The sequence below is a fragment of the Dendronalium phyllosphericum CENA369 genome, from assembly GCF_016056275.1.
Taxonomy (GTDB): Bacteria; Cyanobacteriota; Cyanobacteriia; order Cyanobacteriales; family Nostocaceae; genus Dendronalium; species Dendronalium phyllosphericum.
On sequence record NZ_JAECZA010000080.1, the window covers coordinates 68,333 to 85,060 of the forward strand.

14 protein-coding genes are annotated in these 16,728 nt (G+C 39.5%); 8 read left to right on the forward strand and 6 right to left on the reverse strand.

The window, feature by feature from the left end; all coding sequences use genetic code 11:
- The first annotated feature begins 67 nt into the window (after positions 1 to 67).
- Positions 68 to 508 carry a cyanase gene (cynS, locus tag I8752_RS16825; RefSeq protein ID WP_214433453.1) on the forward strand — a complete coding sequence of 147 codons (441 nt, stop codon included), beginning with the start codon at positions 68 to 70 and terminating at the stop codon, positions 506 to 508.
- Between the two features lie 122 nt (positions 509 to 630).
- A complete protein-coding gene (locus tag I8752_RS16830; protein WP_214433454.1) occupies positions 631 to 1,584 on the forward strand; it encodes a DNA-methyltransferase in 954 nt (317 codons plus the stop codon).
- Between the two features lie 74 nt (positions 1,585 to 1,658).
- Here the strand turns inward: I8752_RS16830 and I8752_RS16835 are convergent, their stop codons facing one another.
- Together I8752_RS16835 and I8752_RS16840 are read right to left on the reverse strand one after the other, a co-directional pair.
- Positions 1,659 to 1,871, reverse strand: a complete 213-nt coding sequence (locus tag I8752_RS16835) for a hypothetical protein (RefSeq protein WP_214433533.1) — start codon at positions 1,869 to 1,871, stop codon at positions 1,659 to 1,661.
- A 324-nt stretch (positions 1,872 to 2,195) separates the two neighbouring features.
- Entirely contained in the window at positions 2,196 to 2,408 is a 213-nt protein-coding gene (locus tag I8752_RS16840; protein WP_214433455.1) for a helix-turn-helix domain-containing protein, read from the reverse strand.
- A 12-nt stretch (positions 2,409 to 2,420) separates the two neighbouring features.
- Here I8752_RS16840 and I8752_RS38060 point away from each other — a divergent pair, with 12 nt between their 5' ends.
- The 3 genes from I8752_RS38060 (at position 2,421) to I8752_RS16850 (ending at position 4,256) form a co-directional block, all read left to right on the forward strand.
- A complete protein-coding gene (locus I8752_RS38060) occupies positions 2,421 to 2,543 on the forward strand; it encodes a hypothetical protein (protein ID WP_263985326.1) in 123 nt (40 codons plus the stop codon).
- Positions 2,544 to 2,827: 284 nt separating this feature from the next.
- Entirely contained in the window at positions 2,828 to 3,889 is a 1,062-nt protein-coding gene (locus I8752_RS16845; RefSeq protein ID WP_214433456.1) for an SGNH/GDSL hydrolase family protein, read from the forward strand.
- 4 nt (positions 3,890 to 3,893) lie between these two features.
- Complete coding sequence (locus tag I8752_RS16850; RefSeq protein ID WP_214433457.1) at positions 3,894 to 4,256, forward strand: DUF4864 domain-containing protein; 363 nt, start codon at positions 3,894 to 3,896, stop codon at positions 4,254 to 4,256.
- Positions 4,257 to 4,440: 184 nt separating this feature from the next.
- Here I8752_RS16850 and larE read toward each other — a convergent pair whose 3' ends face one another.
- Both larE and hrmK read right to left on the reverse strand, forming a co-directional pair.
- Positions 4,441 to 5,271, reverse strand: coding sequence for an ATP-dependent sacrificial sulfur transferase LarE (larE, locus tag I8752_RS16855; RefSeq protein ID WP_214433458.1), 831 nt, complete (start codon positions 5,269 to 5,271; stop codon positions 4,441 to 4,443).
- Between the two features lie 119 nt (positions 5,272 to 5,390).
- Positions 5,391 to 7,241, reverse strand: coding sequence for a hybrid histidine kinase/response regulator HrmK (hrmK, locus tag I8752_RS16860; RefSeq protein WP_214433459.1), 1,851 nt, complete (start codon positions 7,239 to 7,241; stop codon positions 5,391 to 5,393).
- A 190-nt stretch (positions 7,242 to 7,431) separates the two neighbouring features.
- Between hrmK and I8752_RS16865 the strand changes: the two genes are divergently transcribed.
- A complete protein-coding gene (locus I8752_RS16865) occupies positions 7,432 to 8,298 on the forward strand; it encodes a branched-chain amino acid ABC transporter permease (RefSeq protein ID WP_214433460.1) in 867 nt (288 codons plus the stop codon).
- A 21-nt stretch (positions 8,299 to 8,319) separates the two neighbouring features.
- Here the strand turns inward: I8752_RS16865 and psaX are convergent, their stop codons facing one another.
- The gene (psaX, locus tag I8752_RS16870) at positions 8,320 to 8,457 is read right to left on the reverse strand and encodes a photosystem I protein PsaX (RefSeq protein ID WP_214433461.1); all 138 of its coding nucleotides are present in this window, start codon (positions 8,455 to 8,457) and stop codon (positions 8,320 to 8,322) included.
- Between the two features lie 180 nt (positions 8,458 to 8,637).
- Positions 8,638 to 9,543 (reverse strand): lipoyl synthase, encoded by a 906-nt coding sequence (gene lipA, locus I8752_RS16875; protein ID WP_214433462.1) that lies wholly within the window; start codon positions 9,541 to 9,543, stop codon positions 8,638 to 8,640.
- A gap of 351 nt (positions 9,544 to 9,894) precedes the next feature.
- Here lipA and I8752_RS16880 point away from each other — a divergent pair, with 351 nt between their 5' ends.
- Complete coding sequence (locus I8752_RS16880) at positions 9,895 to 10,524, forward strand: response regulator (protein ID WP_214433463.1); 630 nt, start codon at positions 9,895 to 9,897, stop codon at positions 10,522 to 10,524.
- 380 nt (positions 10,525 to 10,904) lie between these two features.
- On the forward strand, positions 10,905 to 16,589 hold the full coding sequence (locus I8752_RS16885; RefSeq protein ID WP_214433534.1) for a trifunctional serine/threonine-protein kinase/ATP-binding protein/sensor histidine kinase: 5,685 nt from the start codon (positions 10,905 to 10,907) through the stop codon (positions 16,587 to 16,589).
- Positions 16,590 to 16,728: the final 139 nt, after the last annotated feature.

Consider the following 16,728-nt stretch of genomic DNA (forward strand, 5'->3'; position numbering starts at 1 on the left):
TATTAAGCTAGCGAACACCACGATCGCCTAAAATAAACCAGTGTAAATAAACTAACGGAGTTATCACGTGTCTATTCCCCAAGTTACGCAAAAGCTATTAGCAGCAAAAAAAGAGAAAGGACTAAGCTTTGCAGATTTAGAAAAAATTCTCAACCACGATGAAATATGGATTGCAGCTTTATTCTACCTTCAAGCTACGGCTTCTGAGGAAGAAGCGAAATTACTGGTTGAAGCACTAGGGCTAGATACAAGTTATATTCAAGAATTAACTGCATATCCTGTGAAAGGATTAGGGCCAGTTGTACCAACCGATCCACTGATTTATCGTTTTTATGAAATTATGCAAGTTTATGGTTTGCCACTTAAAGACGTAATTCAGGAGAAGTTTGGCGATGGGATTATGAGCGCCATTGATTTTACTTTAGATGTGGAGAAAGAAGAAGACCCCAAAGGCGATCGCGTAAAAGTTATTATGTCTGGCAAATTTCTACCATACAAAAAATGGTAGGCTTTTATTTAGTGGAAAATTGCAAATTTTATTACTATAACTACCAATATTTGATTATGTAACTAAAAACGAAAACAAATTATAAATATAGCAAAGTAAGAATTTTACAAAAATAACTACTCTTGACAGTTGAAACTCAAACAACACAAAACTTTAATAACTTTAGCCCTTATTATACCCAAAGTAAGGGGGCAGTATATTTGGGAAATAGTTTAGAGCTAATTAAGTTTATTGATGACAATAGTATTAATTTAATTTTGACATCACCTCCGTTTGCTCTCACTCGAAAAAAAGAATACGGTAACGAAAGTGCAGACAAATATATTGAGTGGTTTTTACCTTTCGCTTACGAGTTTAAAAGAGTATTGGCAGATAATGGTTCATTTGTTTTAGACTTAGGCGGTGCTTATCTTTCTGGTAATCCCGTTCGGAGTATCTATCAATACGAACTTTTAGTCAGATTATGTAAAGAGGTAGGCTTTTTTCTCGCTCAGGAATTTTACCACTATAATCCGGCTAGATTGCCTACTCCTGCTGAGTGGGTGACAATCAGACGAATTCGCGTTAAAGATTCAGTCAATCTAGTTTGGTGGTTGTCTAAAACACCAAATCCCAAAGCAGACAACAGAAAAGTTTTAAAGCCGTATAGCCAGAGTATGAAGCAATTACTCAAAACTGGCTATAAAGCCAAAAAACGTCCAAGTGGACATGATATCTCTGAAAAATTTCAAAAGGATAACCAAGGTGCAATTCCACCAAACTTGTTAGAAATTGCCAATACTGAATCCAATAGTGCTTATTTACGTAGGTGCAAAGCAGCAGGAATTAAAACACATCCAGCACGTTTTCCTCAAGGGTTCGCTGAATTTTTTATCAAATTCTTAACTGATGAAGATGATATAGTTTTAGATCCATTTGCAGGTTCTAACACAACTGGGTTTGTTGCTGAAACCTTACAACGCCGATGGATATCTTTTGAAATTAATGAAAATTATGCTATTGGAAGTCGTTATCGATTTAGTCAACAGTCAGATGCTGTTAGAGGTGAGGAGAAAAAAGTTAAAGGTGAGGAGTGAGGAAATAACTATGAGGAGTTAAGAGTAAAAACTTATAACTTCTAACTCCTCCTTTATAAATTAGGGCTATTCATTTAAATCTCTCCATTTACTTGCATTTGATGAACTTGATTAGCTAACTCTTGACGACTTTGATCGTCTAGTTTGTCAATTGCTAACATCCCCATAAGAATTACTTCTTTGAGGGTTAAACGCGTCGAATGTGCCTGTTTTTGCACAATCTCCTTAATAATTGGACTAACACCAATCGCTGTACTAGCTCTAGCCACAGAACAATAGGGAAACACTAATGACATCGCCTAAATCTTAACACTTTCAAGGAGTTTATTCTATAATAGATAAAACTCTATTTAAGAGTGTAAAAACTTATATTCGCTTGTTTAAGTACAAATTTTAAATCACCATAAGATAAAATAATGCCATGAATAAGGCGTATTATCCTATTTTTGGACAATTTTTACCAATTTCTTGATTACAGCATCAAAGGTGCTAGCTCGTCCTGAGATTCTGCCCCCAATAAAAATTATTAGTCTTTTGCGAACAACTTTGATGCTTATATGATTATTGAATTGATGGTATAGAACTTTAATTTCAGAACAACCAATCATCGCTTATTCTTCGAGAATTTCCACCAACTCTTCAATCATCACATTAAAGGTACGAGCTAACTTTTGGATAGATGTAAAGTCAACTGTTGTCATTTGCGAACGACGGGCATAGCTTCTGACTGTACTGTAAATTACCCCAGAACGGTCTGAAACCTCCTTCAAAGTCCAGCCTTTCTCTTGTGCTAGTTCTCGAATCTTTAATCTGACTAATCCCATAGTTGACAGCTGATGCGATCGCATCCTTCAATTTTAGATGAGGAATCAGAAGGCGATCGCATCAAAACTAGTAAACTAGCGATCGCCAAAATGTATCTCAATCAAGGTACTGAATTTCAGATAGATATTTATTAAGCTCCAAGGAGGCAGTTATGGCTTCTGGCTTTTTGCTGTCTTGGCAAAGCACAGTACAAGTTAAATGCAAATTGATCGGTCGATCTTAGAGAAAGACTACTTACGTAAGATAAGAGCTAGCTTTAAAGAAATTGTAAATTGTCAAACATAATCTCATTAACCCGCTTTACAGAACTATACAGTTCCACTGAAAATAATAATCTGACAAAGTAAAATTGTCCCGAATACAGGCAATTAATGCTGTCAATTGGTATAAAAACAGTGAGTAGAGGAGTGACAAAGCGATGAGGAACCCTTATCTGTTGGCAGCAAGCTTGTTAACAGGATTAGTACTACCAACATCAGCTCTTCCACAAGTATCGATTATCTTGCCGGAAAGTTCTAAATTCCTGTCTGATTTACAACACAAATCACAGCCAACAGTAAGTGAAAAAAATATCCTCAGCTTTGACATTTCCTTACCAGAATTCAGTCATCAAGCATTGCCACTCGTATATGCTTCTCAGCCAACAGTTAGCGAGAAAAGTATTCCCAGCCTCGACAATCAAGTATTATCAGCGTCAACAAAGTCATTACTCAACCCTAGCTACCAACCACCTAATTTATCGGTGACATCTGGCAATCAGCTTTATTACCAAAGATTAGTAACGCTAAAAACAGATAAAATTTATACACATATAGACAATAAAAGGGTGCAATCATTATTGGAGTTAGCCAAGAAGCCTCAACTCACTTATGAGGATTGGAAAGGTTTATTAGCTTTAGAAGCCAAAGCCATTACTGAAATTCAAAATGGAAATCATCTAAGTATCTTGGTAGGTGATTCTTTGAGTATGTGGTTTCCTACCGAAAAATTGCCTGCTGGGAACTTGTGGCTAAATCAAGGAATATCTGGAGATACTACCGGAGGCATTTTTAAAAGGTTGGCAGCGTTTTCGGCAACAAAACCAGACGCAATTTACGTTATGGCCGGGATTAACGATTTACGCAAAGGTGCTAGCGATCGAACAATTTTGTATAATCATCGCCGGATTATCCGTAGCCTCAAACAGAGTCATCCAAAAACTCAGATAATTATCCAATCAATTCTACCTACTCGTTTAGAATCAATTCCTAATACTCGGATTCGTCGCATTAATGCTCAACTGGCCTCAATTGCCAAACAAGAAAAAGTTTCTTATGTGAATATTTATAGTTTATTTACAGATTCTCAGGGCAATTTGCGTACCGAGTTAACCACAGATGGACTGCATCTATCTCCAGATGGCTACGATGTTTGGCGTTCGGCACTTCAGCAGATAAAATTTCAGCTGAATCAGCGAGAGAACAGAGCGATCGCATTTTAAACTTATGCAATTTACTGAGAGCGATTTTATCGCCATACGTTCTGTAATCGAACGTCAATTAGAAGCCTTTCAAAAAGATGATGCTGAAAGTGCTTTTGCCTTCGCTAGTCCTGGAATTCAAAATCAGTTTGGTACTCCAGAAAACTTTATACAGATGGTAAGGAAGCATTATCCTGCCGTCTATCGGCCTCGTTCTGTCTTTTTTGAGAATATTACAATCATTCAGAACAACATCACTCAGCAAGTGTTGCTACTTAGTCCTCATGGAGTTCCCTTGAGAGCCTTGTATTTAATGGAAAAACAGCCAGATGATACCTGGAGGATTAACGGCTGTTTTTTGATATCTGTAGAAGCGAAAATTACCTAAACAGAATTCAGAAGCCAAGCTAGCTAGCTTTTAGATTAACAGTAGAAAAGCATTCCAAATTCTGGATTCTGCATTCTACAGCCGTAGCCACACCCTTTAAGACAGGTGTGATTGCTCAAAGACTTAAAGTAACTGGGTTTTTACTTAGCACTCAGCACTCAGCACTCAGCACTTTAGCTATACTTCATGATTTCGCCCCCAAGGCTTCCCGATTTAAAACCTGATTCAACTTACCGCTGCGATAACCTTCTAAATCGAGGGTGACGTAGATAAAGCCAAAATCTTGAAATGCAGAAACTACTGAGGGTAAATCCGTAGTAAGTATAAATTCTTTAATGTGTTCTGGTGACAATTCAATTCGTGCTGTATCTCCTTCAGAACGCACGCGTAAATTCTGCCAACCCAGCTTTCGCAGATAAATTTCTGCCCTACCCACTCTTTGCAACTTGGCTACGGTAATTTCTTCGCCGTAAGGAAAGCGGGAACTGAGACAAGGTTGAGCGGGTTTATCCCACCAAGGTAATCCTAGTTGTTGTGAAAGTTGGCGGACTTCAGCTTTGCTAACACCAACTTCTGCTAAAGGCGATCGCGCACCTCTTTCTTTAGCAGCTTGAATTCCTGGGCGATAATCGTGCAAATCATCAGCATTCACGCCATCCACCACATAAGGATAACCCAACTTCAAAGCTAGCGGTTTGAGAGTGTCATGCAATTCACTTTTACAAAAATAGCAGCGGTTGACAGGATTAGAAGTGTAATTAGGATTGTCCATTTCGTGAGTCTGGACAATTTGATGCCGAATCCCAATAGTTGCAGCTTGAATTTTGGCATCTTCTAGTTCTTCTGGCAACAACGAAGGAGAAACGGCTGTAATTGCCAAAGCGCGATCGCCCAACACATCATATGCAATCTTTGCTACTAATGTGCTGTCAACGCCTCCAGAGTAGGCAATCAATGCTTGCTCCATTTCTGTAAATAAAGCTTTTAGTTGCTCAAGTTTTCCTGTCAGCATCATTTCTTAATCTCGGCATAACCCGATAGCACCCAACAAATTCCATTTTAGTCATTAGTAGAGATGCGATTGCGTCTGCACAATAGAGACGCGATCAATCGCGTCTGTACAAGAGTCAGTTGTCAGTTGTCAGTTGTAATTTTCTCCCCCTGCTCCCCCTGCTTCTCTCCCCCTGCTGGCAATTGACTGTACTTTGCCACTAGGCTGGTTAATAGGGGTAAATCAATGGGCTTAGAAATATAGTCATTGACTCCAGCCGCCAGACAAGTTTCGCGATCGCCTTTCATCGCCATTGCCGTTTGAGCAATTATCGGAATCTTGCAATACTGCTGATTTTGCCGCAGTTGCTGCACTAGATTAAGTCCATTTCCATCTGGAAAATTGATATCCATTAAAATCACTGCTGGTTCTAGCTGAGTCAAAGCTGCCCACATTTCGACTGCATTCTGTACCCAACTCACTTGATATCCCAATTTACTGAGATGAGTGTGCATCAGCTCCCCATTGGGTAAGTCATTTTCCACCAGCAAAATCTTCACTGAATAACTAGGGGTAACAGGTAAAGAATATGAGAACAATTTTGTTTCCTCAACTTCCCTAGCCTCTCCAACTTCTCCAACTTCTCCTAGCTTGAGAGGAAGAACAATAGTAAAACGCGAGCCGCGATCTACTTCTGATTCGACTTCAACGCAACCGCCATGAATTTCAGCAAGTTTGTGCGTTACCGCTAACCCTAAACCAGTACCTTCAGTACGACTGGTTACAGCATTAGCTATTTGGAAATAAGGTTGAAACAGTTGAGCTTGGTCTTCTTTAGAGATACCAATCCCAGTATCCCAAACTGTAAAATGTGCAAATCTACCTTTGGATACTACTTGTAAGCCAACAGCGCCTGTGCTGGTAAACTTAAGGGCGTTAAATAATAAATTTAACAGCATTTGCTTGAGTCGTAAAGGGTCCGCAACTAGAGTTGCGATCTGGGGGTCTAGTTCTAGACACAGTTTCAAACCCTTATTAGCTGCTTTCTCTTTTACCAGTGCCAAAACATTACGACATAGTTCTGGTACGTTTATGTTTTCCCACTGCACCTCTAGCTGGTTAGCTTCAATTTTGGAGAGATCCAAAATATCGTTGATCAGCGCTAGTAAGTGTTTGCCACTAGATTGAATAATCTTCAAATACTCTTGGTGGCGTTCTCTGTTTGGATCGTAGCCTTGGGCTAAGAGTAGGTGGGTAAAACCAATAATCGAACTCAGCGGTGTGCGGATTTCGTGACTGGTATTTGCTAAAAATTGGTTTTTGAGTTGATTGGTACGCTCTAGTTCTTGATTAAAGCTACTGAACTGTTGAGACTGTTGTTGCCAAGATTGTATTTGTCTTATTTGTGCCAATGCAGCAGCACACAGCTTGGCAGACCTAGCCATCAATTGCGATCGCAGTTGCATTTGTGATGCTGTTAGTGGTTCGCTATCTGTCTCTAAAGATGCTGTAGCAATCATTAGCCAACCTATAACACCGCCATCGTTAGTTATTTGCCAAGCTTGAGGTGGTTTTTGGTTTTCCAACTGCTGCAAAACCTTGAGTTCTATGACTTCTTGTAATCTCAATTGCAGCTTTTTGCCTTTTTTGGGCATCACTTCTACAAGCTCAGATTGCGAACCTAGGGATGGAGCAAGAGAAACATAGCAAATTTTAACTGTTTCTTGTGGTTGAAACAGAGCGATCGCCACTCTACTAGTTTTCAAAGCATTATCGAGTTCATTTACCACAGTTTGGCAAATTTCTGCTTCTGGGCTTCTGGGCTGGATGACAGCAGTGCAAGCAGAAAGCAGACAATCGTTAATGCGACTTTGCAACTGATTCAGGCTGCGTTCCAGCCACAACTCAGCACAAAGTTGCTGGATTTTTATCAAATCTTTTGGCGGTGCATCTTTCTGTGAGTTCTGTTCTGGTAAGCTTGAATACTGCTGCATGGTCAACTAGACCGCTGAACAAATTTGGCTTCGCATAAAAATTGCGAATGAGATTCTATGTATATTAGCTCACAATTTCTATTTATTTGTAAAACATAACTTATAGTATCGATTGTAACGTATGTATCATAATTATTTTATTTATTTACCTATCAGAATTTACTGAGAGTAACTTAGTTCAGATACGAATATGAATACACAACTCGCTCAACTAATTGTTAATGGAATTGCTGTAGGCAGCATTATTGCCCTAGCGGCAGTTGGATTGACTCTTACCTACGGAATTTTACGGTTATCTAACTTTGCCCACGGTGATTTCCTGACTTTAGGAGCTTATTTAACCCTGTTGGTAAATACCGTTGGGGTAAATATTTGGCTATCAATGGTGCTAGCAGCCGTGGGAACAGTGGCCATGATGCTAGTGTCAGAAAAACTGCTCTGGTCAAGAATGCGAAATCTCCGTGCGACTTCTACTACGCTGATTATTATTTCCATTGGACTAGCATTATTCCTTCGCAATGGAATTATCTTTATTTGGGGTGGTAGGAACCAAAATTACGATGTACCTGTTACTAGCGCTTTAGATTTCTTTGGTGTAAAAGTACCGCAAAATCAATTGTTAGTATTAGGGTTAGCAATTTTGGCAATTTTGGCACTGCATTTACTTTTACAACACACTAAAATCGGTAAAGCAATGCGAGCGGTTGCTGACGATCTAGATTTAGCTAGGGTTTCTGGCATTAATGTAGATCGGGTTATTTTCTGGACTTGGCTGATTGCTGGCACTCTCACATCTTTGGGTGGCAGCATGTACGGTTTGATTACAGCTGTGCGCCCGAATATGGGGTGGTTTTTGATTTTGCCCTTGTTCGCCTCAGTGATTTTAGGAGGGATTGGTAATCCTTATGGAGCAATTATCGCAGCTTTAATCATTGGTATAGCTCAAGAAGTCAGTACCATTTGGCTAGGTTCTCAGTACAAACAGGCGATAGCGCTGTTAATTATGATTTTGGTGCTGCTCATTCGTCCCAAGGGTTTATTCAAAGGTACGATTTGAGCAGCACCATTCCACTTCTAATTATTCAATGATGTGGAAATAATAGGCTGCTACCAAGAAATTGATAGCTAACAGAAACAGTGCCCAACCCGTGCGAAAGGCATAAGGGGGTTTAGCACCACTGTCGGCCACTGCGGAACTCTTGCTTTTAGCTGTCATAAGCGTTCTCCTAATGTCAAGACTTCTTAAGAAATACCAAACAGACGTGCCAATTTGTCACATTCTTTAAAAATATTTGTGTGGCAATGGAAATTGGGAATTGGGGACTGGGTACTGGGGACTGGGAATAGGTATAGGCATTGGTTTTTCTGCCTCACTCCCTCACTCAGCACTCATCATTCACCCCTGCTCGCCTGCATGGTAGGAACTGCGAACCAGAGGCCCGGAACGGACGTGGCTGAATCCCATTTCCCATGCTAAACTGCCGAGCCGCTCGAATTCCTCCGGTGTCCAGTATTTTTGGACTGGTAAATGCTCTAGGGAAGGACGCATATATTGACCAATTGTCAAGCGATCGCATCCCACTGCCCTTAAATCCCTCATTGTTTCGATTACTTCCTCAACAGTTTCACCATGTCCCAGCATTAAACCCGATTTGGTCGGTATAGTTGGGTCGAGTTGTTTAACTGTTGCTAGAACCAAGAGCGAGCGATCGTATTTTGCTCCTCGGCGTACCGGGCCTGTTAATCGGCGCACTGTCTCAATATTATGATTGAAACAAGCTGGCAAGGCTTTGACAATCGTGGCTATCCGCTGGCGTTGACCTTCTTCCCCAGCACCCGCACCACCCCAAAAATCTGGTGTCAGCACTTCAATTTGAGTGTCTGGATTTAACTGGCAAATCGTCTCCATTGTCTTCACAAACTGGCTTGCACCTTGATCTGGCAAGTCATCACGGGCAACAGAAGTTAACACCACATAACGCAATCTCAAAAGCCGCACCGCTTCTGCTATCTTTTGCGGTTCCTCTGGATCGACGGGCATAGGCGCATGACCTTTATCTACTTGACAAAAAGCACAAGAACGCGTGCACGTTGGCCCCATTAATAGGAAAGTTGCTGTTTTTTGCGCGTAACACTCTCCTCGATTCGGGCAGCGTCCTTCTTCGCAAATTGTGTGAATTTGGCGCTGCTTAATAATGCGTTGTACAGTCGAAAGTTCGCTGGCTTTAGCGATCGGACGGCGTAACCAGTTCGGCATTGCCGTAATTTCCAATCGAAGTTGGGCTGGTTGTGACGAATTCATAGACATTTAAGCAAGATCCAAAGGTGCTGTGAGGCGAATTTCCTATGCCTAAGAGCAAGGTTTAAGCCTTAAATATCACCATGACACAAATTGAGAAGGACAGGAGTAAGAGTTTTTTAAAGCACTTCCAGCAATGAGATTTATACCGAAATATACTATTCCCCGATCGATAAAAATTTTGAGTATAGTGGGAGCATTCTCAAAGTCAAGCCCTTTGGGTTCAGCAGTAACGCTCCTACGTCGCTACCCTTCGGGTTCGGCAGTTCGTAACCTAGGGAAACCGTCAGGACTGCGACTGCTTCACGGGCAAGCTGCTATTTACACTTAAATTTTCTGTTAGAGCAATCAGACGTGGCAAGTAACAAAATTTTAGTTATCGATGACACTACAGTTGTCAGGGTAAAAGTAAGAGAAATGTTGCCTCCAGGCAATTTCGAGGTATTAGAAGCAAAAGACGGTATGGAAGGACTAAACCTCATCCGTCAAGAAAAACTCAGTTTAATCATGTTAGATTTTCTGTTACCTAAAATGAGCGGTTGGGAAGTTTTCCAGCAAGTTCAAGCTCACCCTGAGTTAAGAAAAATTCCTTTGGTGATCATGTCTGGTCGAAAGGAAGAGGTAACGGAAAAAATCTCAGAACCTTTTGAGTATTTTGAATTTCTGAACAAGCCTTTTGATCAGAAGCAACTAATTGGTGCAATTAAGTTAGCAATGACAAAAGCTAAACTACCGCGCCAAGAATCAGTCCCAGTAGCAGCCGTTGCCGCTACAAATGGTCTAACAACAGCCGCTGCCACTACAAATGGTTCAGTAACAGCCTCTGCCGCTACGAATGGTGCAAAAACTTCTGATCCTGTAGCAGTTCCCTCCGCAGAAATTGAAGCACTGAATGAAAAAATTGCCAAAATGCAAGCAGAAATTGATGGTTTGAAGAAACAGCTAACTCAAGTTGTGACTTTTATTAAACAGAAAATTAAGTAACATTAGTGTACTGAATATCAAAATACCCGGGTATTGCGAAATAGCAAGGACGATTAATCTTAACTGCCGTGTCATACAAAGCAGCAATATATTTCAGAAACCTGCCACGATTTACTTCTTAGCTAAAGGAAACGGCAGGTTTTTTGTTCTGGTCATGACATATTTTACTAATTGAAAATTATAAATTCTGAACGAACTGTGTGTGAGATTCTTATCTACACTCCTAAGAGTAGCTCCTTAATTTCTGTAATATTTATTAAAGTTAATTTATATCACAATAATGAATTAAATATTTTGAATACAAAGTTGTAACAATTTAATAGATGTTATTAGCCGGACGATGGGAACACTGAACAATAGAAAAAATATGAGCAAAGGCTATAATGTCAGCATTAGATACGCTATATCCAATAATTGGCTATCAAATTACTGAGCAAATTTACTCAAGTAGTAAAACTCTGGTTTATCGGGGTATTCGAGAAAAAGATCAACAATCGGTTATACTGAAGCTGATACGGAGTGAGTATCCTACTTTTGTTGAAATTGCTCAGTTTCGCAATCAATACACTATCAGCAAAAACTTAAACATTTCTGGTATAGTTAAACCTCATAGCTTAGAAAACCACCGTAACGGCTATATTTTAGTAATGGAAGATTTTGGTGGTATATCCCTCAAAGACTGGCGACACATACAGCAAGGAATTGGGAAAAATCCTGTTTCTTTGAGTGAGTTTTTTCATATTGCCATCGAAATTTCTTCTACCCTGGAAGAACTACATCGTCATCGCATTATTCATAAAGACATCAAACCCGCCAATATTCTAATTGACCCTACAACGGGTGATGTTAAACTCATTGACTTTAGTATTGCTACCCTTCTACCAAAAGAAATCCAAGTTCAGACAAATCCCAACGTCTTAGAAGGTACTCTTGCTTACATTTCCCCCGAACAAACGGGACGTATGAACCGAGGCATTGACTACCGCACCGACTTTTATTCTTTGGGTGTTACTTTCTTTGAACTCCTAACTGGACAGTTACCATTCAGCATTACTGAACCAATGGAGTTAGTTTATTGCCACATTGCTAAGGAACCACCAAAAGCAAATCATATTAACCCTAGTATTCCTGCAATTTTGTGCGAGATTATCGGCAAATTGATGGCAAAAAATGCCGAAGACCGCTATCAGAGTGCTATAGGACTCAGACATGACTTAGAAATGTGTCGAAACCAGTGGCAGGAGACTGGAAGTATTACAAACTTTGAGTTAGGAATTCGGGACATCTCAAACTGTTTTGTCATTCCCGAAAAACTTTATGGTCGTCAACGGGAAGTTGAAACTTTACTCACTGCTTTTGAGCGTGTGACAAGCGGTCAAACTGAAATGGTCTTAGTTGTCGGTTCCTCTGGTATCGGCAAAACTGCTGTGGTTAATGAAGTTCACAAACCTATTGTGCGACAGCGCGGTTACTTCATCAAAGGGAAATTTGACCAGTTTCAACGCGATATACCCTTGTCAGGATTAGTGCAAGCCTTTCGGAATTTAATTGAGCAAATTATTTCAGAAACCGACGAACAAATTCAAAAATGGAAAGACAAAATATTATCGGTATTGGGAACACAAGCGCAAGTAATAACTGATGTAATTCCCGAACTTGAAAGTATTATTGGCAAGCAACCGCCAGTTGCAGAAATCTCTGGGATTGCTGTCCAAAATCGATTTAATTTACTGTTTCAGCGATTTATCCAAGTTTTTACTAGTAAGGAACATCCTCTAGTCATATTTCTAGATGACTTGCAATGGGCAGATATAGCTTCATTAAAACTCATTCAACTATTAATAAGTGAAAATACTTCCTCTTTAGAATGCATAGGTGAGACGGAAAAAATAGGAGAGCGTCCGAGTAAATTTTTATTAATTGGTGCATATAGGGATAATGAAGTTTACTCTACACATCCTTTGCATTTAACAATCAAAGAAATTGCCAAAACAGAAGTAACTATTAATACTATAAAATTAGTATCTTTAAGTCAGATAGATTTAAACTATTTAGTTGCGGATACCCTGCATTGCTCGGAAATATTTGCTGTTCCGCTGACACAAATGATATTTGCCAAAACTAAAGGCAACCCATTTTTTGCAACAAAGTTTCTTAAGTCTTTACATGATGATGGACTAATTAAATTAAACTTGGAAGCAGGTCATTGGCAATATGAAATTGAAAATATTAAATTACTATCTTTAACAGATGACGTAGTAGAATTTATGGCAGTGCAAATTGAAAAGCTGCCAAAAAATACGCAGAACCTACTAAAATTAGCAGCTTGTATTGGGAATGAATTTGACTTAAAAACTATAGCTATTATTAATGAAAAATCTATATTAGATACAGCGTCAGATTTATGGAAAGCTTTACTTGACGGATTAGTTTTATCTCAAAGCGAGCTTTACAATTTTGTACCAGAAGATAATGAACAGGTAATTGTTAGTGGAAAACATACACCAGAAATACAAATTAGTCATAATCAATTACCTAGATATAATTTTGTTCACGATCGCGTACAGCAAGCCGCTTATTCATTAATACCTGAAGATGAGAAAAAGCCAATTCACTTAAAAATTGGTCTACTGCTGTTGAAGAATCTTTCCATTGCCGAACAAGAAGACAAAATTTTCGATCTTGTCAATCAATTTAACGTTGCAATGGAATTGATTACCGAACGAGATAAACGTAATGAATTGGCTGCGATGAATCTGAGCGCTGGACGTAAAGCTTTAGCATCAACAGCTTACTTTGCTGCGGTTAACTATTTAAAAACTGGATTGGAACTATTAGCAGACGATAGTTGGAAAACTCAATACGAGCTAACTCTAGCCTTGTATGAGACAGGAGCAGAAGCAGCATACCTCAGCGGCAACTTTGAGCAGATGCAGAAATTTGCAGAGGTTGTATTAGTAGAAGCTAAAACACCTCTAGATAAAGTAAAAGTTTATGAAGCGATTATTCAAGCATATGGGGCGCAGAATAAAGCACAAGAAGCTGTTAAAGCTGGACTGACTTTCTTGAAATTATTAGGAGTGGATTTTCCCGAACATCCCAGCCAGAGTGATGTTGAGAAAGAAATAGAACTAACAGCCGCAAATCTTGCACATCAAAGCATTGAAAACTTAATCGAGCTACCAAAGATGACGGCGGCAGAACCACTGGCAGTGATGCGTATTTTATCAAGTGCGATCGCTTTTGCCTATCAAGCCGTTCCCGAACTCATGCCTCTGATTTGCTTAAAACAGATAAATTTATCGCTAAAATATGGAAATTCTCCATTGTCAGCTTATGCATATGTTGTTTACGGATTAATGCTGTGCGGGTCATTGGAGAACATTGAAGTTGGCTATCAGTTTGGTAAATTAGCTGTAAATTTATTGTCACGCTTCAATGTTAAAGAAATCAAAGCTAAAGTTATTCAGACATTTAACGCGCTTGTCAGACATTGGCAGGAACCTATTAGGGAAATCCTCAAGCCTCTTCTGGAATCTTACTTCGCAGCACTAGAGGCTGGAGACTTAGAATTTGCCGCTTATTCTTTGAATGCATACTGCTACATTTGTTTTTTCAGTGGTAGAGAACTAACAGAACTCGAACGAGATATGGCAACCTACAGTCATGCTGTTAGTCAACTTAAGCAAAACGTAGTTTTTTATTGGATTGAAATTTATCGGCAAACAGTACTAAATTTGATGAATGCCGTACCAAATCCCTGTTATTTGATCGGCGAAGCTTATGACGAAGAAAACATTCTGCCAGTGCAGATAAAAGCAAATGATGGAACTGCACTGGCATATTTCTATTTCTGTAAACTTCATTTATGTTATCTGTTTGCTAATTACCATCAAGCAGTTGAAAATGCTGTGAAAGTAGAACAGTACTTATCCAGTGTCACTGGGCAATTTGTAGTTCCTCAATATTATTTCTATAATTCCTTAGCATGGCTAGCGACTTATGATGACGCTCAACCAACAAATCAAACAGAAATATTGCATAAAGTAGCAGTTAATCAAGAAAAATTATCTAACTGGGCAGATCGCATTCCCATCAATTACTTACATAAATTTTATTTAGTAGAGGCTGAAAAGTACCAGGTTTTAGGTCAATATATCCAAGCAATAGATTATTACGATCGCGCCATCACCCATAGTAAAGAATATGAGTACATCCACGAAGAAGCCCTTGCTAGCGAACTGGCAGCGAAGTTTTATCTAAAATGGGGCAAAAATAAGATTGCCCAAACTTACTTAATTGATGCTTACTATGGCTACGTTCGCTGGGGAGCATTAGCTAAAGTCAACGACTTGCAACAACGCTACCCTCAATTACTTATACCTGTTATCCAGCAAGAAAAACTTAACCAAGTTCCCCACGATCGCAGCAACTCTGATTTGAGCATCACCCTAGTTGCACCTCATACCATATCTACTCTGAGCACTAATGAAACTGTAATTGGCTCTAATACAAGCATTTCAGACATGCTAGACTTAGCGGCCGTCATTAAAGCTTCTCAAGCACTGGCTGGGGAAATTGAGTTAGAAGAACTTCTTTCTAAATTAATAGAAGTTGTTATGGAGAATGCAGGAGCATCTAAGTGCGTTCTGATTTTGAGTGAAGAGAATAGCTCAAACTTAATTGTTACCGCAATCAGTTCTAATTCTACTTTTGCACCCACCTGTACCGAGTTTCCCTCAATTCCTTTAGAGTCTAGCTACCAAGTTCCTGCAACTTTAATTAACTACGTCAAACGTACCAGAGAAATATTAGTCATTGATGATGTAAATGCTCAGGCTTCCTTAGCGGCGGATATCTACATTACCAATGAGTCACCAAAGAGCATATTATGTATCCCAATGATCAATCAAAGCAAATTGTTGGGTATTCTTTACCTAGAAAATAATTTAACCACAGGAACATTTACACGCGATCGCCTAGAACTCCTCAAACTCATCACCATCCAAGCAACAATCTCTTTAGAAAACGCCATGCTCTACAAAAATTTGGCAAAAGCTAACGAGCGTTTGGAAGAATACAACCATATGCTAGAGGAAAGAGTGGTGGTCAGAACGGCAGAACTCAATGAAAAAAATCACAGTTTACAAAAAACTCTACAGGAATTACAACGCACTCAAAGTCAATTAATTCAAAGTGAAAAAATGTCTTCTTTAGGGCAAATGGTAGCGGGAATTGCCCATGAAATTAATAATCCTATTAACTTTATTCATGGCAATATTAATCACACTAGTGAATATGTCCAAAGCTTGCTAGAGTTGATTGCTGTCTATCAGCAAGAGTATCCCTACCCTTCCCCTGTAGTTGAGGACAAAGTAGAGGAAATCGATTTAGATTTTCTCGCCGCGGATTTGCCAAAGATTATAGATTCCATGAAAATGGGCAGTTCGCGCATTCGTAACATTGTTCTGAGTCTGCGAAACTTCTCCCGCTTGGATGAGTCCGACATGAAACCTGTAAATATTCATGAGGGTATTGATAACACCTTAATGATTTTGCAACACCGCCTCAAGAAAACCAGCGCAGATGCTAAACAATCGCTCGATAAACATCTTACTGAAATTGAAATCATCAAAGAATACGGAAACTTAATAGAAGTTAGTTGTTATCCCAGTCAACTCAATCAAGTGTTTATGAATATTCTGAGTAATGCGATTGAGGCTTTAGAAGAGTCACTTGTTGTCGGTCGCTGGTCAGCAATTAATACAAAAACAACTGATAACAGACAAATAACAACTAACAAACCACAGATTCGCATTCATACCGAACAAGTGGACTCCAATAGCGTCATAATTCGGATTGGTGATAACGGTCATGGTATGACAGCAGCGCTACGGCAGAAGATATTCGATCCATTTTTTACTACCAAACCTGTAGGTAGTGGGACTGGATTAGGATTATCGATTAGCTATCAAATTGTTGTTGAAAAACACAAAGGGAAATTAACCTGTAATTCCGAAGTTGGTCGGGGAACTGAGTTTGTCATTGAGATTCCCATACGATAGTTAGAAAACTTCAACAAATCAATTTAATTACACTGCGCCATTGGTTGTTGAGCGTCACTAACAGGGTGTGGGGTGCAGGGGGTAGGGTGTAGGGGAAAACGGCGTTGGATGGATGGAGCTTGAACTCCAAAGGGCGCAA

Bases quoted from the DNA above. Each gene is read 5' to 3' on its own strand.
- I8752_RS16840 (WP_214433455.1), bottom strand. From the start codon at position 2,408: ATGGGATTAGTCAGATTAAAGATTCGAGAACTAGCACAAGAGAAAGGC.
- larE (WP_214433458.1), bottom strand. From the start codon at position 5,271: ATGATGCTGACAGGAAAACTTGAGCAACTAAAAGCTTTATTTACAGAA.
- I8752_RS16850 (WP_214433457.1), top strand. From the start codon at position 3,894: ATGCAATTTACTGAGAGCGATTTTATCGCCATACGTTCTGTAATCGAA.
- I8752_RS16845 (WP_214433456.1), top strand. From the start codon at position 2,828: ATGAGGAACCCTTATCTGTTGGCAGCAAGCTTGTTAACAGGATTAGTA.
- psaX (WP_214433461.1), bottom strand. From the start codon at position 8,457: ATGACAGCTAAAAGCAAGAGTTCCGCAGTGGCCGACAGTGGTGCTAAA.
- I8752_RS16865 (WP_214433460.1), top strand. From the start codon at position 7,432: ATGAATACACAACTCGCTCAACTAATTGTTAATGGAATTGCTGTAGGC.
- hrmK (WP_214433459.1), bottom strand. From the start codon at position 7,241: ATGCAGCAGTATTCAAGCTTACCAGAACAGAACTCACAGAAAGATGCA.
- I8752_RS38060 (WP_263985326.1), top strand. From the start codon at position 2,421: ATGCGATCGCATCCTTCAATTTTAGATGAGGAATCAGAAGGCGATCGC.
- lipA (WP_214433462.1), bottom strand. From the start codon at position 9,543: ATGAATTCGTCACAACCAGCCCAACTTCGATTGGAAATTACGGCAATG.